The sequence below is a fragment of the Picosynechococcus sp. PCC 8807 genome (assembly GCF_001693295.1).
GTDB lineage: Bacteria > Cyanobacteriota > Cyanobacteriia > Cyanobacteriales > MRBY01 > MRBY01.
Genome location: NZ_CP016483.1, coordinates 2,791,464 through 2,815,714 on the forward strand (window position 1 = coordinate 2,791,464; position 24,251 = coordinate 2,815,714).

At 50.1% G+C, this 24,251-nt stretch carries 23 protein-coding genes and 1 other RNA gene; 13 read left to right on the forward strand and 11 right to left on the reverse strand.

Features of this window, described 5'->3' with window-relative positions; genetic code table 11:
- Positions 1-91 precede the first annotated feature (91 nt).
- From AWQ24_RS13375 to ssrS, 3 genes are all read left to right on the forward strand, one after another.
- Positions 92-2,419 (forward strand): nitrite/sulfite reductase, encoded by a 2,328-nt coding sequence (locus AWQ24_RS13375; protein ID WP_030007428.1) that lies wholly within the window; start codon positions 92-94, stop codon positions 2,417-2,419.
- Between the two features lie 139 nt (positions 2,420-2,558).
- The gene (locus tag AWQ24_RS13380) at positions 2,559-3,125 is read left to right on the forward strand and encodes a hypothetical protein (protein WP_030007427.1); all 567 of its coding nucleotides are present in this window, start codon (positions 2,559-2,561) and stop codon (positions 3,123-3,125) included.
- A 36-nt stretch (positions 3,126-3,161) separates the two neighbouring features.
- Positions 3,162-3,344, forward strand: a non-coding RNA gene (gene ssrS / locus AWQ24_RS13385) — 6S RNA.
- 39 nt (positions 3,345-3,383) lie between these two features.
- On the opposite strand, the gene AWQ24_RS13390 is transcribed toward ssrS, so the two are convergent.
- Positions 3,384-3,965, reverse strand: coding sequence for a CPBP family intramembrane glutamic endopeptidase (locus tag AWQ24_RS13390; RefSeq protein ID WP_030007426.1), 582 nt, complete (start codon positions 3,963-3,965; stop codon positions 3,384-3,386).
- A gap of 13 nt (positions 3,966-3,978) precedes the next feature.
- A complete protein-coding gene (locus AWQ24_RS13395) occupies positions 3,979-5,052 on the reverse strand; it encodes a DUF3326 domain-containing protein (protein ID WP_065717101.1) in 1,074 nt (357 codons plus the stop codon).
- Between the two features lie 175 nt (positions 5,053-5,227).
- On the opposite strand from AWQ24_RS13395, the gene glmU reads away from it, so the two are divergent.
- A complete protein-coding gene (gene glmU, locus AWQ24_RS13400; RefSeq protein ID WP_065717102.1) occupies positions 5,228-6,577 on the forward strand; it encodes a bifunctional UDP-N-acetylglucosamine diphosphorylase/glucosamine-1-phosphate N-acetyltransferase GlmU in 1,350 nt (449 codons plus the stop codon).
- Between the two features lie 35 nt (positions 6,578-6,612).
- Here the strand turns inward: glmU and AWQ24_RS13405 are convergent, their stop codons facing one another.
- Positions 6,613-7,413: an ABC transporter permease gene (locus tag AWQ24_RS13405; RefSeq protein WP_012308229.1), complete on the reverse strand. Its 801-nt coding sequence runs from the start codon at positions 7,411-7,413 to the stop codon at positions 6,613-6,615.
- Between the two features lie 186 nt (positions 7,414-7,599).
- Between AWQ24_RS13405 and grpE the strand changes: the two genes are divergently transcribed.
- Together grpE and AWQ24_RS16290 are read left to right on the forward strand one after the other, a co-directional pair.
- Positions 7,600-8,475 (forward strand): nucleotide exchange factor GrpE, encoded by an 876-nt coding sequence (gene grpE, locus AWQ24_RS13410; protein ID WP_232318825.1) that lies wholly within the window; start codon positions 7,600-7,602, stop codon positions 8,473-8,475.
- Positions 8,476-8,527: 52 nt separating this feature from the next.
- A complete protein-coding gene (locus AWQ24_RS16290; protein ID WP_157096869.1) occupies positions 8,528-8,989 on the forward strand; it encodes a hypothetical protein in 462 nt (153 codons plus the stop codon).
- A 36-nt stretch (positions 8,990-9,025) separates the two neighbouring features.
- On the opposite strand, the gene AWQ24_RS13415 is transcribed toward AWQ24_RS16290, so the two are convergent.
- Positions 9,026-9,484 carry an SRPBCC family protein gene (locus AWQ24_RS13415; RefSeq protein ID WP_012308232.1) on the reverse strand — a complete coding sequence of 153 codons (459 nt, stop codon included), beginning with the start codon at positions 9,482-9,484 and terminating at the stop codon, positions 9,026-9,028.
- Positions 9,485-9,568: 84 nt separating this feature from the next.
- Positions 9,569-10,768, reverse strand: a complete 1,200-nt coding sequence (locus AWQ24_RS13420) for a Coenzyme F420 hydrogenase/dehydrogenase, beta subunit C-terminal domain (RefSeq protein ID WP_065717104.1) — start codon at positions 10,766-10,768, stop codon at positions 9,569-9,571.
- Positions 10,769-10,894: 126 nt separating this feature from the next.
- Between AWQ24_RS13420 and AWQ24_RS13425 the strand changes: the two genes are divergently transcribed.
- Positions 10,895-11,548, forward strand: coding sequence for a hypothetical protein (locus tag AWQ24_RS13425; protein ID WP_065717105.1), 654 nt, complete (start codon positions 10,895-10,897; stop codon positions 11,546-11,548).
- A 28-nt stretch (positions 11,549-11,576) separates the two neighbouring features.
- Here the strand turns inward: AWQ24_RS13425 and AWQ24_RS13430 are convergent, their stop codons facing one another.
- From AWQ24_RS13430 to AWQ24_RS13445, 4 genes are read right to left on the reverse strand one after another with little or no spacing between them, the layout of a single operon-like run.
- Positions 11,577-11,837 carry a type II toxin-antitoxin system RelE/ParE family toxin gene (locus tag AWQ24_RS13430; protein WP_030007420.1) on the reverse strand — a complete coding sequence of 87 codons (261 nt, stop codon included), beginning with the start codon at positions 11,835-11,837 and terminating at the stop codon, positions 11,577-11,579.
- A complete protein-coding gene (locus AWQ24_RS13435) occupies positions 11,818-12,021 on the reverse strand; it encodes a hypothetical protein (protein WP_223209935.1) in 204 nt (67 codons plus the stop codon). Before AWQ24_RS13435 ends, AWQ24_RS13430 begins: the two co-directional genes overlap by 20 nt.
- A gap of 42 nt (positions 12,022-12,063) precedes the next feature.
- On the reverse strand, positions 12,064-12,975 hold the full coding sequence (locus tag AWQ24_RS13440) for an o-succinylbenzoate synthase (RefSeq protein ID WP_065717106.1): 912 nt from the start codon (positions 12,973-12,975) through the stop codon (positions 12,064-12,066).
- Complete coding sequence (locus tag AWQ24_RS13445; protein WP_065717107.1) at positions 12,976-13,758, reverse strand: peroxiredoxin-like family protein; 783 nt, start codon at positions 13,756-13,758, stop codon at positions 12,976-12,978.
- A gap of 111 nt (positions 13,759-13,869) precedes the next feature.
- Between AWQ24_RS13445 and AWQ24_RS13450 the strand changes: the two genes are divergently transcribed.
- Entirely contained in the window at positions 13,870-18,162 is a 4,293-nt protein-coding gene (locus AWQ24_RS13450; RefSeq protein ID WP_065717108.1) for a PAS domain-containing protein, read from the forward strand.
- 18 nt (positions 18,163-18,180) lie between these two features.
- Here the strand turns inward: AWQ24_RS13450 and AWQ24_RS13455 are convergent, their stop codons facing one another.
- A complete protein-coding gene (locus AWQ24_RS13455) occupies positions 18,181-18,981 on the reverse strand; it encodes a hypothetical protein (protein WP_198161479.1) in 801 nt (266 codons plus the stop codon).
- A 298-nt stretch (positions 18,982-19,279) separates the two neighbouring features.
- On the opposite strand from AWQ24_RS13455, the gene AWQ24_RS13460 reads away from it, so the two are divergent.
- The 5 genes from AWQ24_RS13460 (at position 19,280) to AWQ24_RS13480 (ending at position 23,824) form a co-directional block, all read left to right on the forward strand.
- Positions 19,280-20,176: a lipopolysaccharide assembly protein LapB gene (locus tag AWQ24_RS13460; RefSeq protein WP_071932326.1), complete on the forward strand. Its 897-nt coding sequence runs from the start codon at positions 19,280-19,282 to the stop codon at positions 20,174-20,176.
- A 54-nt stretch (positions 20,177-20,230) separates the two neighbouring features.
- Positions 20,231-22,345 (forward strand): NAD-dependent DNA ligase LigA, encoded by a 2,115-nt coding sequence (gene ligA / locus AWQ24_RS13465; RefSeq protein ID WP_065717109.1) that lies wholly within the window; start codon positions 20,231-20,233, stop codon positions 22,343-22,345.
- Positions 22,346-22,537: 192 nt separating this feature from the next.
- Positions 22,538-22,723 carry a PCP reductase family protein gene (locus AWQ24_RS13470; RefSeq protein ID WP_012308243.1) on the forward strand — a complete coding sequence of 62 codons (186 nt, stop codon included), beginning with the start codon at positions 22,538-22,540 and terminating at the stop codon, positions 22,721-22,723.
- A 101-nt stretch (positions 22,724-22,824) separates the two neighbouring features.
- Positions 22,825-23,541: an OB-fold-containig protein gene (locus AWQ24_RS13475; RefSeq protein ID WP_062436110.1), complete on the forward strand. Its 717-nt coding sequence runs from the start codon at positions 22,825-22,827 to the stop codon at positions 23,539-23,541.
- Between the two features lie 64 nt (positions 23,542-23,605).
- A complete protein-coding gene (locus AWQ24_RS13480) occupies positions 23,606-23,824 on the forward strand; it encodes a hypothetical protein (protein ID WP_030007410.1) in 219 nt (72 codons plus the stop codon).
- A 24-nt stretch (positions 23,825-23,848) separates the two neighbouring features.
- Here the strand turns inward: AWQ24_RS13480 and AWQ24_RS13485 are convergent, their stop codons facing one another.
- Positions 23,849-24,193 (reverse strand): hypothetical protein, encoded by a 345-nt coding sequence (locus tag AWQ24_RS13485; RefSeq protein ID WP_030007409.1) that lies wholly within the window; start codon positions 24,191-24,193, stop codon positions 23,849-23,851.
- Positions 24,194-24,251: the final 58 nt, after the last annotated feature.

Sequence of the window (24,251 nt, forward strand, 5' to 3'; positions counted from 1 at the left end):
ACATCCGAGTAATTTTTATCGATATTGCGGGCCTGACCCTTAAACCATTCCAGGCCAATCCGAATTAGCTCCTACAGAAGAAGAACACCCTATGACCACGACGACAACTCCCAAAACTTGGAAAGAGGTCCTTGGCGATCGCATTCCGCCCCAGATGGCCGAAGAAATTGACACCTTTGAAAACCAAATGGCCCTCCGCTGCCAGGACAAACTCGACGAAAAAGTGTTTGCCGAACTGCGTCTTCGTCGGGGCGCCTACGGTCAGCGTTACGATAACGGCTTCCGGAATGATGGGGTCAAAGCCAAAGCAATTCCTTTTCCCAAAACAGAACTCACCAAAGGCCCCGATACCAAATGGCAGGCCCCAGGAATGCAGCGGATCAAAATTCCCTATGGGGGGATGACCGCCGAACAAATGGATGTTCTCGCTGACATTTGCGAAGAATACTCCGACAACATTCTCCACATCACTACCCGTCAGGACATCCAACTTCACTTCATTTCCCTCGATAATGTCCCGGATATGCACCGTCGCTTAGCGGCAGTGGGCATTACGGTACGGGAAGCCTGTGGTAACTCCGTACGCAACGTTACCGCTTGTCCCCTCGCTGGTGTTTGCCATGACGAAGTCTTTGACGTCACAGGCCATGCCCAAGAACTAACGGACTTTTTCCTCGGTCACCGGGATATCCAGGATTTTGGCCGTAAATTAAAAATTGCCTTTTCTGGTTGTGAAGATCATCCCTGTGGTTTGACTTCCATGCATGACCTTGGGTTCATCGCTAAAACCAAAGAAATTGATGGTGAAATCGTTAAAGGGTTCAAAGTTTATGTCGGTGGCGGCTTAGGTTCTGTACCCTTCCTCGCCAAGCTCTTTGAAGATTTTGTGCCCCTTGAGGAAATTTTTCCCCTCTCCCAGGCCATCTTCCGCGTCTTTGCCCGCCTTGGGGAAAAGAAAAACCGCAACAAAGCCCGGATCAAGTTCCTCGTGCAGAAACTGGGCCTAGAAGAATTTAAACGTCTGGTTACCGAAGAACGGGCGACTCTCGAAGCTGATCCCGGTTGGACAGCCTGGGTGGATCGCCTGACAACCTACGCAGAAAAAGGTAAACTCGCTCCTGTCGCTGCGGATCAAACCTTCGACCATGGGGAAGAATTCACCAAGTGGAAAACCACAAACCTCTATCCCCAACGGCAAGCAGGCTTCTATACGGTTGCGGTTTCTTTGCCCCTAGGGGATGCTACTTCGCCCCAATTCCGGGGTCTGGCTGATATCGTCCGCAAATATACCAATGACACGGTACGGACAACCGTTGAGCAGAATATCTTGATCCGTTGGGTACATGAAGCAGATCTTCCCGCCCTCTATGCGGATCTCAAGGCGATTAACCTCCATAGTGGTGGTGCCCATTCGATCATTGACATTACCGCTTGCCCGGGTACAGATACTTGCAAATTAGGGATCGGTAGTTCTCGCGGTTTAGCTGGGGAATTACGGCGTCGCATGGCCCTCAAGGGTTGGCAGTATGACCAGGCGGTCAAGGATATCCGCGTCAAGATCAGTGGCTGTTTCAACTCCTGCTCCCAACACATGGTGGCAGAAATTGGTTTCTATGGTTCTAGTCGTCAGGTACAACGGCGACGGGTGCCCCACTTTAACTTGGTACTAGGTGGAGAATGGGCGAATAATGCCTCTACCTACGGCAAATCTATGGGGGTTTTGCCCTCGAAACGGATTCCCGATGTGGTGGAATTTCTCATTGATACGTTCATGCAGGAACGCCTGGAGAATGAGAAATTTACAGAATTTTTCAACCGCATTGGCCGTAAGGAAATGAAGGAGCGACTCCAGCCCTTCACGGAAGTGCCTAGCTACGAAGAAGATCCTTCGTTCTATTCTGACTGGGCCGATACCCGCGAATTTACCCTTGGGGATATTGGTGTCGGTGAATGTGCTGGGGAAGTGGTCACCCTCACGGACTTTAGTATGGCCGACGCAGAAAGTCTCCACTTTGATGCAACGGTGCTGCTTGACAATCCGCAAAATGGGGATGTTCAACTGGCGGCGGATAAGGCGATCGCCGCCATGGTCAGTGCGGCCCAGGCCCTGTTGAAATTCCAGAACATCGACATCAGCGATAATCCGGAAGTGGTGAGTGCCGAGTTCCGCAAGTATTTCTACGATACGGAACTGTTCTTTGATCCCTTTGCCAAGGGGAAATTTGCCCAGTTCTTCTTCTCCGCCCTGAAGCATAAAGACAAAGCCGCCAGCCTTGAACAGTCCCAGCGCTTGGTGGAAGAATCCCGTCTCTTTATTGAAGCGGCCCACGCTTGCAACGGTCGGATGATCGAGGCAGGGATCACCAGCCCAGTGAGCTTTAAGCAATGGCTCCTGAAGCAAGGATTTGGTATCAACTAAACGGCACAATGCTGCGTTAGGTTCCTCAGAGAAAATCGGGTGGGCAAAGTTGCTCACTCCATTTATGCCCGCCTTGATCTGCTTTAATGTTGCTCGAAGCAATTATTGTCTAAGTCGTCACTGAAAAGTAAAAAAGCTTGTGTATATTGAACGTTTTTGTGTAAAATTCCCGGCCCAAATGCCCGCTGGTTTTGATGAGGCATCGTTAATTGGCGTTTTTCAAGGATGGATCCGGGATGAAAAAATTGGGGGCACCTTAATTGATGTGGTGGACTACCGCCATGTGCCCGACGGCCCAGGGATTATGCTCGTCACCTACGAAATCAACTACATGATGGAGCACCAAGGGGGCTATGGCCTTTATGCCCAGCGGCGCTGGAGTAGCGTGGAAAATCAACCCCATACCGAGGCGATCGCCGATTTAGTCCAGTCGGCGGCTAAATTTGGAAGTTTACTTGAACAAGAAACAGAGATTACCCTCAAGGGCAATGAATTTCTCTACATCAGCAATGACCGCCTGAACGGGCCAAATACCGATGAAGGATTTGCGGCGGTGAAAGCAGATCTCAGCGCTGCCTTAACTCAAATCTATGGTGGGAAAGCCTTCACCATTGAGCGGGTACAAAACAATCCCAAAGAGCGTCTGACCCTTTCTGTCAAGGTGGATAGTCCGGTGGCGATCGCCGAACTTTGTACGGTTGCATAAGGATAAAAAAATCCTTTAAGATGACTTCTAACAGGATCAAGCCTACCGCGTTGGTGACTACCAATATTGTTTGTTGATCTATGCTTGAGCTAATTGGGAAGCCGATTAAGTTCTCGCGGCAGTAAACCGAGCTTGTACTCGGAAACGAAAGCTGAGAGCTGTTCTTCCCCCCTGGATTTTCCAGGTCAGAAGCTGAGGTAAGACGGCGTGGCGGGTGCAAGTCCTGTATTTTTTTTGCTCAATTTTTGCCGCCCAAGGCTAGGGTGCTTCGTGGCGGAGCTTCCAAATCAGGCTTGAGGTGAAGTTTGTCACAATATGGGCAATCACAGGCACAAGTAAATTTCCGGTGGCGATCGCACTGTAACCGAGAATAAACCCAATTACCGTCGCCCAAACGGCATAGGACCATTGCTGGGCGCCGCTGATGTGGAGTACCCCAAAAATCAAGCTCGATAAACAGAGGGCACCCCAACCCAAGCCCAAGCCCGGTAGCATAATCCCCCGAAACAGAAATTCTTCACTCAGCCCCGGCAACAGTCCCAACCAAATGGCATCGGGCACGGCCAGGGGTTTGAGGACAAATTCAAGGTAAGTATCGACACTGCGACGGTATTCCGCCCAGACGGCGTAGAGGAGACTGCTGGCGACAATGATCCCCAAGGCGATCGCCACCCCCTGGATAAGAGCCAGTCCCGAAAATTCCCAGGCCAAAAGTTCTACATTGCCGATTAACCGCCAGAGATTTCCCACAATGAACAGCAACAGCGCTGTGATCCCCATAAGAAGGAGCACCTGTTGGCGGGATAACGGTTCTAAGGGCGGTTGGTTGGATTGATTCACAATAAATATCGATCTAGATTGCATTGAGGGGGGGCACAGTGGGTCGCAGACTCGAAAAATCTAAGCCGGCACGGTGGGCGACCATGATCCCAATTGCCTCCAAGTATGAGTCTACCCGACGGGCTTTAATCCCAACGGATTCTGGAAAAATGCTTAATGCAGTGTCATTTTCGTTTACAGCAATGATGAATGTTTGGGTCTGGGCGAGGCTCAAAACGGCACTACCGCCACAGGCACTGGCGGGGATCACCAGGCTATCGACCTGATCCGCCCAGATCTCTCCGGCTTGGCGATCGCCTTTGGTGACAAATTGGGGCGCGTAGCTCAACCCGGCCAAGATACAGGGCAAAAAAGTGTAGCCCAATTCTTCGGCAGCGGCTTTTGGGGAAAGTTCCGGTTCAATGGGTAAAGGCGATAAAGCTGGGGCATGGGCGCAGGGAATTTGAAATTTTTTCACGAGCAGGTGGGAAATCACTGCCTCAGCACCCGCGAGGGCATCGACCCCAGATCCCTGGCGATACTGGGCGAGTAACTCACTATCTTCGTCGTCAGGAAAGCGAGCCACAACGGCGATCGCCTCCACTTTGGCCTGGGTAATTAGTTTTTCCGCCGCCCGCAACAAACTGCCCACATTTTCAATCGTCCCCCAACTGACCCCCGTTTCCGAAACTTTGAGGGTGACATTCAAGGGCGCATCCGTCACAACATAATCTGTGATCGGCAAACCCAAAGTCGCACGACAGGCTTCGGCTCCCTGGATGTGACGGGTTTTTAATTCTGCTTCAATGCCTTGATCGAGGAGTAATCCCACTCTATTTTGTCGCACGGGTCGTAACCCCCAGTTCCCCGCAGCGAATTGATCGAGGCCATAGCCTTCTACATAAAAGGTATTTGCCATAGGCCAAAACAGTTGCGCCCCGTTTAACACGTTTGGGTGGGTAATCAGGCGATCGCACACCTGGGCCATCAGCCGTGCAATGGGAATCCCGTCCCCCGCATAGCCACCAATTTTCGCGCCGATCCCCGTGGGGATGATCAGCATTGAGGTGTAGGGAGCAGTGCGGCTTGGGGTCGGTGCGAGGAACATAAAAATTCACTGGAAAAGAACGTTTGAGAAATTTAGCACTAATCCGGTAACCGCTTCAGCCCCCAGGTTTTTGGGTGTAAACAAGAATCTTCTCCGGCACCGATGCCGGAAGTCCCAAACAATACGATATACTCCACACTGAAACGATGTCAGTCAATCGAACACAGCAAAGGCAATGGTAGCGGTAGCAATTTTGGCAGCAGGCAAAGGCACACGGATGAAGTCGGATCTCCCGAAAGTCCTTCATCCCCTCGGCGGGCGATCGCTCGTGGAACGGGTGATTGAAAGTTGTGCCCTCATTAAACCAGAACGAATTTGCACCATCGTCGGTTACCGCGCGGCTGAGGTAAAAACAGCCCTGGCCCATTTGCCCCACCTAGAATTTGTTGAACAAACAGAACAACTCGGCACCGGTCACGCTGTCCAACAGCTCCTCGAACCTCTCAAAGATTTTGTGGGCGATGTCGTGATTCTCAACGGCGATGTGCCTCTCCTGCGCCCTGAAACCATTGCAGATCTTGTTAAAACCCACCAGAAAAATAATAATGACGCGACCCTGTTAACGGCCCAACTGCCAAATCCCACGGGTTATGGTCGTGTGTTTTGCGATGGCGACAACCTAGTCACCCAAATCGTCGAACATCGCGACTGCAACGATGCCCAGCGCAAGAATAATCGGATCAATGCGGGTGTCTACTGTTTTAAGTGGGAAGTGTTGGCCGAGGCGCTACCCAAATTAACCACCAACAACGATCAACAGGAATATTACCTCACGGACGTTATTCTCCATTGCGATAAAGTGATGGCGATGGATGTGGCGGATTTCCAGGAAATTAGCGGTATTAATGACCGTTTTCAGCTTTCGGCAGCCTACGAAATTTTGCAAGACCGCATCAAGGAAAAATGGATGAAGGCCGGGGTCATGATCCACCAGCCCGATACAGTTACCATTGACGACACCGTGCAGCTCGAACCAGATGTGATGATCGAACCCCAAACCCATCTGCGGGGCAATAGTTTGATCAAGACTGGTTGCCGCCTAGGGCCGGGCAGCTTGATTGAAAATAGCGTCATTGAAGCCAATACAACAATTCTCTACAGCGTGGTGAGTGATAGCCAGGTGGGAGAAAATGCCCAAATTGGCCCCTATACGCACATTCGCGGCCAGGCTAAGGTTGGGGAGCAATGCCGGATCGGGAATTTCGTGGAGGTCAAAAAATCGACCATCGGCAGCAATACCAACATGGCCCACCTCTCCTATATCGGCGATGCCACCCTAGGAGCAAAGGTAAATATCGGCGCTGGGACGATCACAGCGAACTATGACGGTGTGAATAAGCATCAAACAGTGATTGGCGATCGCAGTAAAACCGGAGCCAATAGCGTCCTGGTTGCGCCCATCACCATCGGCGAAGATGTGACCATTGCGGCAGGCTCAACAATCACCAAGGATGTGGATAATGATTGCCTCGTTGTCGCCCGGGCTCGCCAGAAGGAGATTAAAGGGTGGCGCTTACAGTCTTGAACGGGGAAGCAGGCGTAATGGGGAATCAAACCTGATTAAAATTGCCGTCGACTGAAAATAAAGATGGCGATCGCCTGGAGCAAAATCACGTAGACAAGGCCATAAATCGCACTGAGTAGTAGAGTTTGGCCATCGGGAACCACCCCATAAACCACCTCATTACGGAAATTGAGACGCGATAAATCCGGCAAAACTTTATAGAGATTTTCGGTGATCCACTGAACTCCGGCATTTTGGCTCAATTCCCCTAATTTCACTAAATCGGTGCTGAAGTGGCCCATCAGGTAAATCCCAAAGGAGAACAAGGTCGCCAACAGAGAACTGGTGAATACCCCAAAGGCGATCGCCACGGCAATGATCAGCATTAGCTCAATAAATAAATAACCGAGGGAAAGAGAGATTGGCCCCAGCGGCACCGTTGACCCTTGCCACAACAGCGGCATCATACTCTGTGACCAAGCCAAGAGCGCGAAATAAATAATTCCCATGGCAACTAACATCACCGCCACCACCGCCGACAGCCCCAGATGCTTCCCGACAATCAGTTCAGCGCGGCTAATCGGTTTGGGGATCAGCACCAGGATTGTGCGTTTTTCAATTTCTTTGTTGACTAAGCCTGTGCCCACAAAAACAGCCACCAGCACACTCAAGATACCGATCATCCCCAGGCCAAAATCCACGACGATCTTCGCCCCTGCCGTCGCCGACACATCGGGTAAAATCCGTACCGCCAGGGCAAACACCAGACCATAAAACCCCAAAAAATACAAAATGCGATCGCGGATCACTTCTCGAAAACAATTACTGGCGATCGCCCAAATGCGCTTAAGATTCATCGCTTTTCTCAACAGGACAAGCATCAAGGAAACAGCATATCAAGATTTTTTCATCCCGCAGCGAAAATGCCCCGACAAACACCCCAAAATCGTGATTTTTTAACGATTTAATAAAAAAGGCTGCATCCCTTCTCAGCCATGGGTGAGAATGCCAGAGTATCCCTACAGACGAAACTGCCCCTCCCCATGAGCCATCCCCACGCTGCCCAACTCCAAACCCTCATGGCCCAAGCCAATGTGAGCGATGTCATTCAACTGGCGGCCTATTCGCGGGTCGCAGCGCGGCAAATTTACCGACTGCAAGCTGGGCTCATTCATAGCATCCCCGTCGAAGCCGTGGTGAAATTGGCTCAATATTTCGATCAATCGGTGGATGAATTTCTCGCTCTATTTCTGCCCACAGGGATTCAGCCGTTAGAATTTACCCCCAAAACAACCCAAGCAACTGGCGTTGACCCCGCCGAACTCGAAGCGCTCCAGGCAGAAGGCGATCGCCTCCGCGCCCAACTAGAAACCCAGGCCATCAACCACGCCGAGGAAATCGAACAGCTCCAACACCATCTCCAAGCCCAGCAGCAGGAATATACCGATAAAATCGATCATCTCCAACAACAGTTAACCGACCAAGCCGAAGCCCAGGCCCAGCAGGAAGAAACCCTCAAAGCCGAGTATGCCCGCCTAGAAACCCAACTCGATAGCCAACAAGCGCAAAATGAGCAACGTTGGCAACAGGAAGCCCTGGATATCCTCGAAGCTTGGCTGTTGCAATGGTCTGCCGCTGCCAAGGCCGCCCAAGACAATGCCCAGTTCCCCGCTAGAACCCTCGTGGCCCTCACACAACCCTTTGAGCAACTCCTCGCGAGCTGGGACGTAACTCCCATCGGTATCGTTGGCGAAATCGTTGATTACGACCCCCAAGAGCATCAATTGGTGAAAAATCACGGTGATGTCGGCCCAGGGGATGCGGTGGTAATTCAAAATGCGGGCTACCGCCAAGGCGATCGCCTTTTGCATCGGGCGAAAGTGATCCATCAGGAAGAACCCAAAGGGACAGAAAACTAAGGTTTGTCATTGAATCCTAATCTCCAAGCCCTAGTGAGATGACAAATCCACCATGCGCATCCTAAAAAGCACTCCCCGCCAACTACATATCGAATTTCCAGAAGAATGTACGGCCCAAGCAACCTTAGGAATCGTATTTGTAATTACGGCGTTACTTTCCCTAGGATTAGTACTGATGGCAGGAGGGGGCGAAAGTCTTTTTTTTCTAGTACTGTCAATAGTGGTCGCAGTTTATTGCTTTTTAGAAAAAATTCCCTACGCCTGCTTAATAGACCGCACCGCAGCACAGCTAAGCATTCTTCGTCGCAATAGTTTAGGTCAGCAGCAGTCCCTCATCTACTCCATCAATGACATCGACACTGTAACCGTAATCCGAAATGTGCGCCGAGGGCGGCCTTGTAGCACCAATGTTTGCTTGAAGTCAGGTGGGCGATCGCGGCTAATGTCCTACCAATCCTGTGCCACTCAGCACCAAGTTGCAGATCGAATCACAACTTTCTTGCAAAACCCATAGCTACATCTGGCTGAATTGATGACACACCCCAGGGATCTAGACAGAGGTGGGCGATTGTTCCTGGAGATTTTTAACATAGTCCCGAAAACGGTGGAGATCGGCTTGGATGGTTGATTCCACGACCCGGCCTAAGAAGAGATTATCCATAACCTGTCCCAAAATACCGGGGATATCGTAGGCAATGCTGAGGCGAACAATGGTTTTGCCATGGCGGTCATAGAAACGGATCGCCCCCCGATTTGGCAGGCCATCAACGGATTCCCACTGAATAATTTGGTGCTTAACAACCTTTGTGATCCGAGAGAGCCAGGTAAATTCAAAGGAACCACTGGCCAATTTCCAGCGGGACAGATCTGGGTCGTCCTTGAGGATGGCGACAGAATCAATCCATTTCATCCACTGGGGCATTTGTTCGAGATCTGACCAGAGTTCCCAAACGAGATCGATGGGGGCGTCAACTTCTACCTGTACGCTGTGCTCTAGCCAACCTGACATAAAACTTTATAAAACCAAACATCCCCCTCACTGTAACAGAATTCCCGAATGAATTGGTACCGCTTCTGGAGGGGGAAATAGCCCCTAGTCTTTAGGCAGTTCGTACTGGGCGACGATTTTTTTCGCAAACTCTGGCACATGGGCTTCCAGCTTGCCTGGGTAATTGCGGCGGGTATAGAGATAGTTCCGCGTAAAGTGAGAATCAATGGAAAATTTTGCGTACTCTAAACCCTTCGGGCCAATCTTTTCGATCACAATTCCCATCAGTTTCGCGGCCCACATTGGTAGAGTAACGCCCTTATCGTAAGCAGGAATACTATTTTGCACAGCGGCGCGGCGATCGCCTTTAGAACTAACCGGCTGCGTTTCAATTTGATCGGCGACGAGATCAAACATTTCCTGGCCTGTTTCGTTGCGCACCACCATCCACTGCCAACCAAATGGTGCGCCCATGTAACCCACCACGAGATCCGCTAAACCGTTGGTATAGTCAAAGCAACTCATACAAGACGGTGCAAAAACATCCTTCAGTTGATTGGTTTTTAAACCAAAGAAGGGGACTGTTTCCGTCGAACCATCCTCATGCTTAAAGTGCACCTTAAAATCCTGCATGAATTCGTAGTAAACCACCGTTTCCGGGGAGCGGCTGGTGGTATCGAGGAATTTTTGCAAACCCGCGCGAGTGACATTATCCACACAGGGCAAACCCAAAACATAAAGTTTTTCGAGGCCCAATTTATCCTGTACTGCCCGCAAAGCTTGGATCTGGCAACCCACACCGATCACCAATAGTTTCTTAAATTCCCCCTGTTCAATCTGCTCTAGGATCGTCAAATTGGGCGAGAGGGTTGGCTTATTGACCCGGGCGGCGAGGATTTCCTCTGGGGTAGTGGCGATGATCGGCATCGGCTGAAAACGATCATCCGGGGAACTCTGCACACAGACCACGCCTTCTACCAGTTTTTCTTCGAGCATTTTGCAGGCGAGGGAACTGACAATCCCCGTCCATTGCGCCCCTTCGATGGGTTCCGTTTTCCGGGCGGCGACCATTTTTTGATGCACGCCAAAATACATTTCCTGCTCTTGGTCTAGATCCCGCTTGCGGCCATGGACTTTGGTTTCGAGCTTGTCAAACTGCTGGTTCAGAAAAGCACAGGCTTCTTTGACATAGTGGATAAAATGGGTGTCACAGAGGCCACAGTCACTACACAGGGCCTTGGCCGGACGGACACTTCCCCGGGGTAAACCTTTCGCTTTCTTGTGGGCAGGAATTTGGGCAGTCATGGGCAGCAGAGTCGATCAAAGAACAGTATTTGTCAGCGTAATGGAAAGGATTACCGGAAAGGGAGCTTTTGTGACGAACTGTAACGCGATCGCCGTCAGGATGATTGAAGACAAAAAATCAAGTAGATGACCATGGAGATTCAAACCAAGTCAATTATTAACAACTTGACCCAGGCGACAGTAACCTGTGAGGGCTTCTGGGAAAAGGCGATCGCCCCTAATCCAGATTTAGCGATTCAACGGGCAATGGAACGATTGTTGGGCCAACTCAACCAGGCCTTAATCTTAGTGGACTATTTTGAATTGGTGCCTGAAAATCAATTGTCCGTGTTCAAAGAAAGTATTGCCGTTCTTGGGGGCTTAGCCGATCACTACTTTCTCAGTGAAACACCGGGTTTATCTAATTCCCTGGGGTGGGGGCCAAAGGGCATCGAGTTGCGGGGCCAAGTCAAAATCACCCAAACGCAGGTAACGCGAGTGCAACAGTTTGTCGAGACAGCCCGCTACAACATCGCTCTCCATAACTGTGAACATTTTGCGAACTATATCCTCCATGGTTTGCCCCTATCTTCCCAGCAAACGACTTGGCACAAAGGTCTCGGAGCAACAATTATCGCTCAACTCCAGCCAAAACAAACCATCACCGAAAATATTTTGGCAGATATCAATCGGCAGTTTAAACATCGTCTTCAGGTTGAACGGGCAAAACGAGCCAAACAAGAGATTTATCAGTTTTGCCAAGCCCACCAGATTAAACTCGAACCAGAGGCGATCGCCTAAGTTTTTATCAACAAAGAGTCGTTTCTACTTATTCATAAACATTTTGGCGATGACCAACACGAATAATTTCAATGATTAATGCATTTTTTAAGACAGAATAAATAATGCGGTAATTGCCTTTGCGAATACGATAAGTTGAAGACATCCCAGCCATTTTTTTACAACCATTAGGATAGGGATCAGCCGCTAAAGATTCAACAGCTTTAATAATTTCTGGAATAATCTGAGGTTGAATTTTTCGAAGTTCTTTTTTTGCTGAAGCTTTCCAGCTAATTTGGTAGGAGTCCATCAGCTTTTAATTCTTCGATAAATACTTGATGTTCTGTTGTTTCTTCTTGTTGCCGCTGAATGACGATGGCAAGGTCTTCAAGCTCTTCAAGTAGCGCTTCAAATTCTCGGATGGGTAAAATGACTTCTGTTTGTTTCCCGCTTGAATCTGTGACATATTTCGGATGCAAATCTGCAATATTCATAATCATTACAGGTGTTGGAAACGGATATTCAGCATCGTAACATCAAATCCACTGGGTGCCGCCCATACCCAAGGCTCGTCGGGACTGGACAAAATCCTGAGAAAAATTTAAAAGTGCCCGTTGGCCGACTGCCGTTTCAAAAACAGTGGAAATCACAATATCTGGCTGATGAGCTTGGCAAAATTTTTTTGCGCGGGACGGAAAGCCGGCGATCGCCAATTTGATCACAAAGACACCGCGCCACCCTTGGCGATAACAATGTTTTAAAGAAGCGATCTGGGAAACGGACTCATCCAGGGCGATTTGGGTCTGAAATTCTGCGTTTAGCTGCAATAAATCCGAAAAATACCCAGGAGCTAAAGGTTGCTCGATAAATTCTAGTTTTGCCTGGGCTTCCCCCCAATCTAACCATTGCTTCGCTTGTTCTAAGGTTAAACCACCATTGGCATCAAGGCGCAACCGACCATCGGCGGGCAAGGTTTCGAGGATCTGCTGACAGAGGGCGATTTCAGTTGCGGGTATATCCAGGGCAATTTTCAGTTTAAAGGTGCGAAATCCTTGTTGTAGTAAAGTTTGTAGGTCTTGGAACAGGGTGGGCGATCGCCGGATTAACTGACAGAATTTTATAGGGTGTAGAGGAGCTAAATTTTCGGTACTGGCAAGATTAAGTTGGGCCGTCTCAAAACCGAATTGACAGGCTGGCAGGGCATCGGGAATCGCCGCAATTTGCCCATCAGTAATGTTTTCCCCAAAGGCAGCACAAAAGGCGATCGCCTGCTCAAGGGTTTCTGTCCCAAACCACGGCAAAGGCGCTATTTCCCCCTGGGTAATCTGTCCCACTTCATCCCGGAGCGACAGAATAATGCCCTCCCGCACCGTCCACAAACCATGGTGAGTTTGCAGAGGCGTTTTAAAGGGGCGGCGGTAGGGGGCAAAGCGAAATTGATAATTCACCTACGCGACCCGCTGCACATCAGGAAGATTTTCCAGGAAGGTCAAAGGCCGGCTCATATTTGCCGCAAACCCTAAAATGTTTTGGTCGCAGTGCTGATATTGCAACGTGCCATCGGCATCAAATAAAAATGTCGCTCCTCTTTGGGTCATGTACTGGGCATCGGGCACGTAGGTAGACCAATTCCCCAGGACTTCGGCCATATTTCGCAAACGGAGGGTCGCCAATTCTAAGGGCCGCTGAAACCCTTTTCCGCCAGCCGCCGCAAAAAATTCTCCTTTTAGGGCTGGTAAAGGAGCCGCTTTAACGACTTCATCATCGGCAAACAGTTGGGGTGCTTTTTTATCCCCTGTATAACCCCGCAAAACTTCCTTGAGGGTGCCTGGGCTACCAATGCCAGCACACATCAACATCAGATTCACCCAAGCATTTTGGCCCGCGTTGAGTCCGGGAATTTTCCAGGTTAGACCGCGATATAGACCCAGTTCTTGATGAATCGTTGCCTTAGGATCGATGAATAATTTCTCCGCAGGGAAACCCGTATAGTCACAAAATTTCTGACCGGAACGGCGATCGCCAATGCCCACCGCGACACAATCTACCCGGCGACAGAGATCGGCATCTTTTTGGAGCCACCAAGCATACTCAAGACTGTCAAAATCGCCGAGTTGGGATAGGATCAGCACCATAAGGGGTCGAGTCAAACCAGACGGTACCAACGGTGTCAGTTGACCATCGCTCACCCGCTGCCGTTCTGTGTGTTGAAAAAACTGAAGATAATCCACGGTTATTGGGAAACATTTAGGATAGAGAACAAGGGTTGCTATGGAGCCATAGCCTCGCCTTCGTCAGGATAAACAGATTTCTTTTAAAAATGCTACAGTGCCTGTCGCCCTATGGTTGCTACTCATTATAGTGTTGCGGTTTTATCAACGGATATCAGCGTTTACCAACGGCTGCAAACGCTTTTGGTAGGGGAACAGGCTGAAGATTTACAACTGGTTTGGCTTGATTTGACGACGGAGTCTACCCTGCAAAGTTTGGGCCGCCATGATCTTTATCTCAGTGATGCACCACTGCCTTATTTGATTGACCATGCTGAAGTGCTGCAACGGTGGCCTTGGATTGGGTTGGCGAATGAGGTGGCGCTACAGGATGAAATGTTGCGCCTTGGGGTTTTGGATTGTTTTTTGTGGTCTGAACTGACGGGGCCGCTGCTGGTCCATACGCTGCGGGTTGCCCTACGGACGATGTTGGGCCATGGCCAGGGGACACTTTCGCCTGCACCTTTAGGTGATTTCCAAGGCGATCGCCTCCAAACATTGATTCAAAATATTCCGGGCACCGTGTATCGCTGTTTAAACACGGCGGAATGGCACGGGATTTACTTCAGTGAAACCATTGAACAATTGGTGGGTTATCCTGCTGCGGATTTTCTCCCAGGGGGCGATCGCCATTATGCGAGCCTAATCCACCCCAATGACCGGGCCTTTGTGCGCCAAATCGTTGAGCGAAAAGTACAGGAGAAAAAGCCCTTCGCCTTTGAATATCGCCTCAAACATCGTGATGGGACAGTGCGATGGGTCGATGAACGGGGGCAAGGGGTCTTTGATGACCAGGGAAATTTGCTGTGGCTCGATGGGGTGATCATTGATATCTCCGAGAAAAAGGCGATCGCCCTCGAATTAAACCAACAGGCCATCCACTATTACGAAAAAACGCCGGCAATGTTGCATTCGATGGATGCAACGGGGCAAATCCTTGCGGTTAGCGATCGTTGGTTGCAGGTGCTGGGTTATGAACGGCGGCAAGTTATTGGCTGCAATGTAACTGATTTTTTGACACCAGTTTCCCGCCAGAAAGCCCAACAAATCCTCCTGCTCACCTTAACGACCCAAGGCTCCGTAGAAGATGATGCCTATCAGTTCATCAAGAAAAATGGCGACATTCTAGAAGTGGAGTTGGCGGCTGTCTGCGAACAAACAAACCATCACTCTCGGCTATTAGTCGTCTTGACGGATGTGACCGCCCGTAATCACCTAGCCCAACAGGTTAACCGTTATCAAACCCACCTCGAAGATCTCATCGAGCAACGCACCCAAGCCCTTGCCGCGAGTCAAGCCCGCCTTGCCCAAGCCCAGGCGATCGCCCAGATTGGCGTTTGGGAATGGGATGTCCAGGCAAATCAAACCTACTGGTCTCCAGAAACATTTCAAATCTTTGGCTTTGCCCCCGGTGAAATTCAACCCAATGCGGAAACCTTTTTTGAGCGGGTGCACCCCGACGACCGCGATCGCATTCGCACCAATATTGAAAATATCTTTACTGGTCAATCTCTCCCAAGTTCTGAATATCGCATTATTACGCCCGACGGCGAAGTGCGTTATCTCAAGGACTATCATGAGCTAAAGCTGGATAAGCAGGGACAACCCAGTTTTCTATGGGGAGCCGTTCAAGATATTACGAAAATGCAGCAGACCCTCAATGCCCTGCAAAAAAGTGAAACGCGCTTCCGTGAACTGGTTGAGCATATCGACGAAGCGTTCTGGATCAATTCCCCTGACCCCACCGAAGTGATTTATGTTAGTCCGAATTACGAAAAAATTTGGGGCCTTAGCTGTCAAAGTCTCCTTGATGACGGCACATCTTGGCTAGCAGCAGTACACCCAGACCACGAAGGGCAAATCCAACAGGCGATCGCCCAAATGCAGCAGGGCCAAAACTTCGACGAAGAATACCGGATTGTCCGCCCCGATGGGGTTGTGCGTTGGATCTATGCCCGCTCTTTCAAAATCTACGACCCAAACACTCAGCAACTGTTGCGCCATGTGGGGGTCATGACCGATGTTACTGAACGCAAAGAAGCAGAACTCAAACTACAATCCCAGGAAGCGCGCCTACGAACAATCTTCGACCAGGCTGCCCTGGGGATTGTGCAAATCGACCGCACCAATCATTTCTCTCTGGTCAATCAAGCCTTCTGTGAGATCTGCGGCTACAGTGAAGCAGAATTACAGCAGTTCACCTGGCAAGAACTCACCCACCCTGAAGATATTTGTATCTGTCATGAGGCACGGGCAAAGCTCGACCGCCACCAAGCGGCCAGTGCTGTTTTAGAAAAGCGTTACCGTCACCGCCTGGGACATTTTATTTGGGTGAAGGTGATTTGCTCTTATATTTACGATGACCAGGGCCAACCAGAATATCTTTTGACCATTATCGAAGACATTAGTGAATACAAACAGGCGGCGATCGCCCTCGTTGAAAGCCAGCATCGCTACCAAAAAATGGTCGATGGCATCCCTGCGATCATCTACCAATATTCGCCCCAACGGGGTGGTTTGTTTTATTCTTCCCAGGTGGAGCAGATCCTTGGCTATGAAGTGCAACATTTGCTAGATGAACCGGAACTCTGGCACCGGTCGATCCACCCAGAAGATGTCGTCGATGTCGATCAAGTCCTCCAAACCTTACACACCGGGAAAAACTTTGAGCTGGAATATCGGATCCGGGATGCTACTGGAAATTGGCACTGGTTCTACGACTGCTCCTTTAATATCCATGCGGTCGATGGTGGCGATTTAGTTATTGATGGTTTTGCCCTAGATATTACGGAGCGAAAAAACTTTGATGAGGTGCTCCGCCATCGCCTCAAGCTCGAAACCATGCTGGCTGAGATGTCCCACCTGATGGTCGTTGAAGCTGAGCTGAATTTAGAGAAAGTTTTAGCGTTACTGGGGCGTACTTTCCAGGCAGACCGCGTTTCGGTGATGATCAGCCAAATGGAGGCCAACTCTGTCGAACGCCTTGTGAGTTGGCACGCTGGCCCTCACCTCGACCTCGACGAAAACTTTAACACCATCGATCTCAGTGCCTATCCTTGGTGGTTAGACCATTGGCAGCAACAAAAAGTCATTCTCTTTGATCGCCAACATCCCCTCCCGGAAACGGCAAAACCGGAACAGACATTGGTCGCTTACTTGGATCTTAAGGCGGTATTGTGGGTGCCGATTCAGGATGCGACCGGGCAACCCTGGGGTTACATTGCTTGCTCTTCGACAGCGGCAGATCATCTGCTGTGGTCAAAGGAAGATGCGGATATTTTGGCGATCGCCGGGAACTTAATCTACAACTATTACCAGCGGCAGCAGGCCAATAAGCAACTCGAACTGGCGAAGGAATTGGCGGAGGCTGCGAACCATGCCAAAAATCAGTTCCTCACAAGCATGAGCCATGAACTAAGAACCCCCCTGAATGCGGTCTTAGGCTTTACCCAAATTATGGAGCGATCGCCAGACCTCTCGACGGATCACCAGGAATACCTCAGCATCATTCATCGGTCGGGGAAGCATCTCCTTGCGTTGCTCAACGATATTCTTAACCTGGCGAAATTTGAAAAGGGCACCCTACAACTAAACCCCAACCTGTTTAATCTCCATGATCTTCTGGATGATCTCGCCCAAATGTATGCCCTCGAAATCCAGCACAAAAATATCCAGCTTGATATCCATTGGGACGAACAGGTGCCCCGCTATATCAACGCCGACCAAGCAAAACTTCACTCCGTGCTGCTCCATCTTTTGAATAACGCCCTCAAATTTACCGACAGTGGCTGCGTTCAACTGACGGTCAAAACCCTGGCGCAAAATCCCCTCCGTCTCCGGTTTAGCGTCACGGATACAGGGATTGGCATTGCCGAAACAGATTTCACCAGACTCTTTGATAATTTTGTGAAATTAGAAGCGGGCGATCGCATGGGTCAAGGCAGTGGTTTGGGCTTGGCTCTCAGCCAAAAATTTGTCAACCTCATGGGCGGTGAAATCGTCGTCAGTAGCCAGCCGGGAGTCGGTTCTTGTTTTTCCTTTGAGCTCACGGGGGCGACCCCGGCCAACCCGATGCACCTGGCCCTCTATCCTCCCCAAGCACGGGATGAACAACTCCCAGCCTTAACACCAGAGGCCTTACAAAAATTTCCCCCTGAATGGTTAACGGCCTTTCACCAAGCCGCCCTCGCGGCCAGGGCCCAACACCTCAAAGCCCTCATTGATCAACTGCCGCCCCAGGCAACGGCGATCGCCCGGGCCCTAGAAATCCTAGTGCAAAAATTCGCCTTTGATACCCTAGCCAAACTCAGCCAACAAAGAACCCCCAATGACTTTTCTTCATCAAAGGGGGAAACTGGAAGTTAGCCTAAAAACGACCGTGATTTAGCCCTCACTATCCTTTGGTTTGGGTCGGGGCACAGGTCTCGCTCTAGCAGTTGCCCCATGGCTATCACTGGCATGATGATCGGCGATGGGTCTGGGTTTGCTTTTGTCGCGGTTAAAGGGTTTTCCGCCTGGCTTGGGGCCTTTGCGACGACTGCTGATATAGCCAATATCTTCGCAGGTTTGAATCATCAGCATATTATCGAGGAGCTTCGCCTGGAGATCGTAGAAATGGTTAACGGGGCGATCCGGCAGAGCACCGATCAGTTGAATCTTGAAAAACTTGGGCTTGTCCCCTTGCTTCTTCGGGGATTGGCGAATTTTAACGATGACTTTTTTGGATTCGGCATCATAGAAAACCACCTGGCCGCGAATGGAAAAATAGCCGTCTTCGACTTGGTCACTGGTGGGAATAGACTCCGTGAGGGCCTCTGGATCATCAAGGTTTTCGGGCTCCCAAATGCCGAGAATCTGGAGGTGGAGATGGTTATCATCCTGGCGGGTGCGGGGATAGACGACCCAAACGTGCTCTTGGTTGAGGTCAATGTGATTTTTGATCAGGCTAATCACACGACCTAATAAAACGGCTTCGATGGTGCCATCTGCTGTGGCGATCGCCCCCTTACTAATTTGCTCTGGATCTTCGGGGGTATATTTGCCGCGCACAATGCCAATGGCCCGATATTGACGGGGATGGCTCGCGGGGGGAATGGGATGTTGCCGTAGTTTTTGGGAGGTCGTCTGGTCCTCATGGGGATTCGGCGCTGGTGGAGACGATAGATGATGGTTAGATTCAGACACGGGCTTATCCAATGCTTTCTAGGTGGGCTAACAAAAAATACAGATCGTTTTCGATACCAGATAGTCAACTATCAGACATCAACATCATCGGTAGGCGATCGCCATCACGATAAAAATTAGCATTCTGCCTTCGATCATATAGGACGGACGAAGACGTTTAGCGCCTGCCTATTGTACTCAATGGGGTGTCAGAGGTGATAAATCAGTAAAATTTAGATAAAATTTTGCCAACCTTCTGACTTTTTCGGTCTTTTGGGTCTGGTTTTTATCCCTCTAGTTTTCCCCACTATCTATAGCCATGGCGAGTCACATTATCGAAAAATACTATCGTCCCCGCCCCTGGGTCTATGGTCTTTCCGGGCTTTTATTTCTACTGGCAGGGGGACTTTTGGTGATGCCCCGCTTCGACCAGTGGATGTTGGCCCGGCAAACGGCAGCAGCGGCCAAGGTGCAACCCGCAACAACCCCAGATCCGGCGATCGCCCTCCTCGAAAAAGACCAACAAAGTTATGAAATCTGGTTAGAAAAAGAACCCAATAACGAGAAAGCGCTGCGGGGTCTCTTGGATACCAGCCTCAAGCTTAATGATTTAGAAAAAACGGCCACTGCCCTCGATGGTCTGGCACAAATCCACCGTGATAATCCCGATTACCTCGTCCTGCTGGGCCAGGTGGAACAGGAGGCCAAGGATTATGAAGGAGCGGCGGCCACTTACAAAAAAGTGTTGTTGACAGATCCGACCCACATCAACGCTCTCCAGGGCATGGTGGATCTGCTCCTGGTGCAAAATCGGCCAGAGGGGGCGATTGAACTGCTCCAAACCACCCTCAAGGACATGGGGCAATTAACAGAAGACGAAACCATTGAAATTGATCCAGAAAAGGTGACGTCTATCCAACTGATGCTGGGGCAAATTTACGTCGCCCAAAAACGCTTCGGGGAGGCGATCGCCATCTATGACCAAGCCGCCACAGTGAATAAAACAGACTTTCGGCCAGTCCTCGCCAAAGCCATGGTCTTAAAAAATCAAGGGAATGAAGCCGCCGCGAAACCCTTTTTCATGACCGCGATCAACCTCGCCCCCGCCACCTACAAAGACCAAATTAAGGAAATGGCCGTACTCAGTGCCGCAGATCTTAAGGCCCTCGAAGCCGTCCCCACCGAAACCGACCCAGAAGCAGAGGCAACGGAATAATTTCCCTGGGGCGATCGCCTATAATGGCGGCTTGAAAATCTTTCCCCCGAACCCATGTCCGACGCCCCCCAAACCCGCCTGGCCCAACTGCGATCGCAACTGCAAAAAGCAGCCTATGCCTACTATGTCCTCGATGCGCCGTTCATGGAGGATGCTGTCTATGACCAGCTCTATCGGGAACTGGTGGCCCTGGAAACAGAATATCCCGAACTCATTACCCCCGACAGTCCCACTCAACGGATCGGCGACCAGCCCGCCACCCAATTCACCAGCGTCAAGCACAATATTCCCCTCTACAGCCTGGAAAATGCCTTTGACTTTGGGGAACTGACCCAGTGGGAACAACGGTGGAAAAGAGTTTTGGGAGTAGATTTCGACCAAAATTCAGCACAAACTGAACAGCGCACTCCGATAGTTCAATCCTTCTTTGTTAATTTTCAAACTACTCAATCGAATAAGAAGCCCTGTTATGTATGTGAGCTCAAAATCGATGGCTCGGCGATCGCCTTAACCTACGAAAACGGGATTTTAGTGCGCGGAGCCACCAGGGGCGACGGTGTGACAGGGGAAGAAATCACCCAAAATCTGCGTACTATTCGTACCATTCCCTTGCGTTTAAACCTCGACAATCCGCCCCCTTTAGTGGAGGTGCGGGGGGAAGCCTTTTTACCCCTAGAGACCTTTGAAAAGATTAACCAAGAGCGGGAAAAAGCGGGCGAAAATCTATTTGCTAATCCGCGAAATGCCGCCGCTGGTACTCTACGACAACTTGATTCCCGGATTGTTGCAGCTCGCAAGTTAGACTTTTTTGCCTACACCCTCCACCTCCCAGAATCGCACAATTCCCCTCAGCTAAACAGCCAATGGGAAGCCCTCGAATTTCTGAAAAAAATAGGGTTTCGGGTCAATCCAAACCGTGAGCTTTGCCCTAATTTAACTGCCGTAAAAAATTATTTTGAAAAATGGGATGAAGGCCGTAAAAAACTCCCTTACCTGACCGATGGAGTTGTCGTTAAACTAAATGACTTTTCCCTCCAGGCTGAGCTGGGCTTCACCCAAAAATTTCCCCGCTGGGCGATCGCCTTAAAATATGCCGCCGAGGAAGCCCCCACCATCGTCAAAGACATCATCGTCAATGTGGGCAGAACGGGCGCTGTCACTCCCATGGCCGTCATGGAACCGGTGCAACTGGCAGGAACAACGGTACAACGGGCCACCCTCCACAACGAAGACCGCATTAAAGAATTAGATCTTAGAATCGGTGATACGGTCGTCATTCGTAAAGCAGGGGAAATTATCCCGGAAGTTTTGCGAGTTTTAGTTGATTTACGCCCAGAAGCAACTATTCCCTACGAATTTCCAAGCCATTGTCCTGAATGCAACTCAGCCTTAGTACGTCCCCCTGGGGAAGCCGTCGCCCGCTGTGTGAATAGTTCTTGTCCGGCGATTTTGCGGGGTTCCCTCGTCCATTGGGCTGGCCGCGACGCCCTCGATATCCAGGGTTTAGGCGAGAAAAATGTGATTCTTTTGATTGAGCATGGTCTGGTGCAATCCATCGCCGACATTTATGACCTAACCAGCGAACAGTTGCAGTCTCTCCCCCGTATGGGGCAAAAGTCAGCGGCAAATTTAATCCAGGCGATCGCCCACTCAAAAGCTCAAGACTATGCCCGTGTTTTGTATGGTCTGGGGATTCGCTTTGTGGGGAAAGTCAATGCAGAAATTTTGGCGCAAAACTTCCCAACTTTAGACCAACTCCAAAAAGCCAGCTTCGCCCAATTGCAGGGGGTTTATGGCATTGGCGAAGAAATTGCCCAGTCCGTCGTCGATTGGTTCCGGGTAGATGCTAATCAACAATTGATCGAAAAGCTGCAACAAGCGGGCTTGACCTTTGCCCAAACCCAGACGGCCCAAACCCAGACCAATCGTCAGATTTCCGGTAAAACCTTTGTGATCACAGGGACATTACCGACCCTCAAACGCACTGAAGCTGCCGAAAAAATCAAAGCAGCCGGCGGCAAAGTCACGAGTTCTGTCAGCAAAAATACTGACTATCTTGTGGCGGGCGAAAATGCCGGATCTAAACTAGACAAAGCCCGACAATTGGGGATTCAAGAACTGAATGAAAACCAGCTTTTAGAGTTGTTGGTATGGAAAAAATCTTTTTAATATGACGCAATCTCAACCGCCAATTGCCGCCCTGGCGCTCCGTTAGAGAATCGATGGCAAGTGACTTGGGATTTGCCTTAGAGATAAAAACATTTGCACTAAAAAAATATCAAGAAATTTAACGAAACCGCGCTTTTAACCCCCGGAAATCCTTGCTATGATTCAGAAAACTCCCCCTAAGGTACTGAAACGATGACTTATCCTAATTTTCCTGACGAAATCCCCTGGACGGAAGAAGCGAAAACCAAATACAAAAATATTCCTTTTTATGCCCGTTCCCAGGCGCGACAAACCATCGAAGAACTTGCCCGTGAAGAAGAAGTCGAAGAAATTACGGCGGAACTGGTGATGCGCGCGCAACAAAAATTTGGGAAATAAGTCTAGAGCTAGATTATGGTGGTGGCGATCGCCAAAAAAATTCCTAGATTTGGGGGGCGACCCGTGCGAATTTTTTACTCTGTCCCGGATACGGTGCGTCCATGATTTTTGATGCGTCAAACTTAGGCTACTGGGTGCTCCTGGGGAGTGGCATCCTGTTGTATTTGTTTGTCATTTTCTCTGGGGGTGGGGACGATGACCTCGATATGGAAGCCGATTTTGATGCGGACATCGACGCCGATATGGACTTAGATGCCGACGTTGATGGTGATCTCGATGGAGATACCGAGGTTGAGGGCGAAGGGTTTGGTCTCTGGTCGGTGCTGTCTTGGTTTGGTTTCGGGCAAGCGCCGTTGATGTTGCTTTTGGCCACAGATTTGAGTCTGTGGGGTCTGTTGGGATGGATGTTCAACGTGGGCCTGAGGACACCGACGGGATTTTTAGGAATTGTGGTCTTTTTTGGGAGTGGAGCGATCGCCTTCTGGATCGGGAAACTGTTGGCTTACCCCCTGGGGAAAGTGTTTGCCGCCTTTGGGGAAGATGTCAGCAGCGATCGCCTGATTGGGTGCCTGGGGGTGGTCTCTTCTAAAACTCTCCCCCACTATGTCGCTGGCAAAATTGGCCAAGCGGATGTGTACGATTCGGCTCGGAACCTGATGACTGTCCCGGTGAGTTTACCCCACTGGGCCGAAGTGATTCCCCGACGGGGCGACAAAATTTTGATCGTTGATCGCACCGAACATAGCTATCTGGCGATCGCCAAAGATAGTTCCGACGAAGACCGCTGGCTCGCTGAAGTGAAACAGCTTCCCCAATAATCTTTTCCCCTTTTGCCCTAGGATAAGGCCAGGCCAAATCGCACCTTGTGGAGAGTGAGCACCGATGCCGATCGAAATTATTGTGATCGTCGCCGCTTTAATTATTTCTTGGTTAGTTTTTACCGCGTTTATCAAAATCGTGAAAACCAGCGTGCAAACCGCTGTGACCATTGCGGCCATTGTGCTGGTGTTGCAACTGGTCTTCGGGATTCAGTCGGGGCAGGTGATTACACAGATTATTGAACTCCCCCGCATCATCTGGGACTTTTTCAATAACCGCTAAGGCATAAACATTAAAGACCTTTGGCTAACGGTACTGTTCAATTAAATCCGCCAGACGGTCGAGTACCTGCTTAATTTGCGCATCGGTTTTATGCTCTAGGCCCATGGCCACCATCAATAGGCCCATTTCCACCGCATCATTGAGGCTCAGGGCTAGATCAACGGCTTCGGTAGCTTCGAGGACATCATGGAATTTTTCTGGGTGATCAACGCTTAGGTCAATGTAGATAGCAGCAGGGTTTTTGCGGGGATCGTCTCGTTTTTCTTCCACGCGAGAGATGCGATTGGCCCGTGCCGTCACGCTGGTCACATTACTGGTGAGGGTGATGTCACCCGTGGTGATTTCTGTGGTGAATAGTTTGTTTGTCATGGTACAAACCCCTCGGCGATCGCCAACGATAATTTAGAACAACATCGGCTACTTTTAG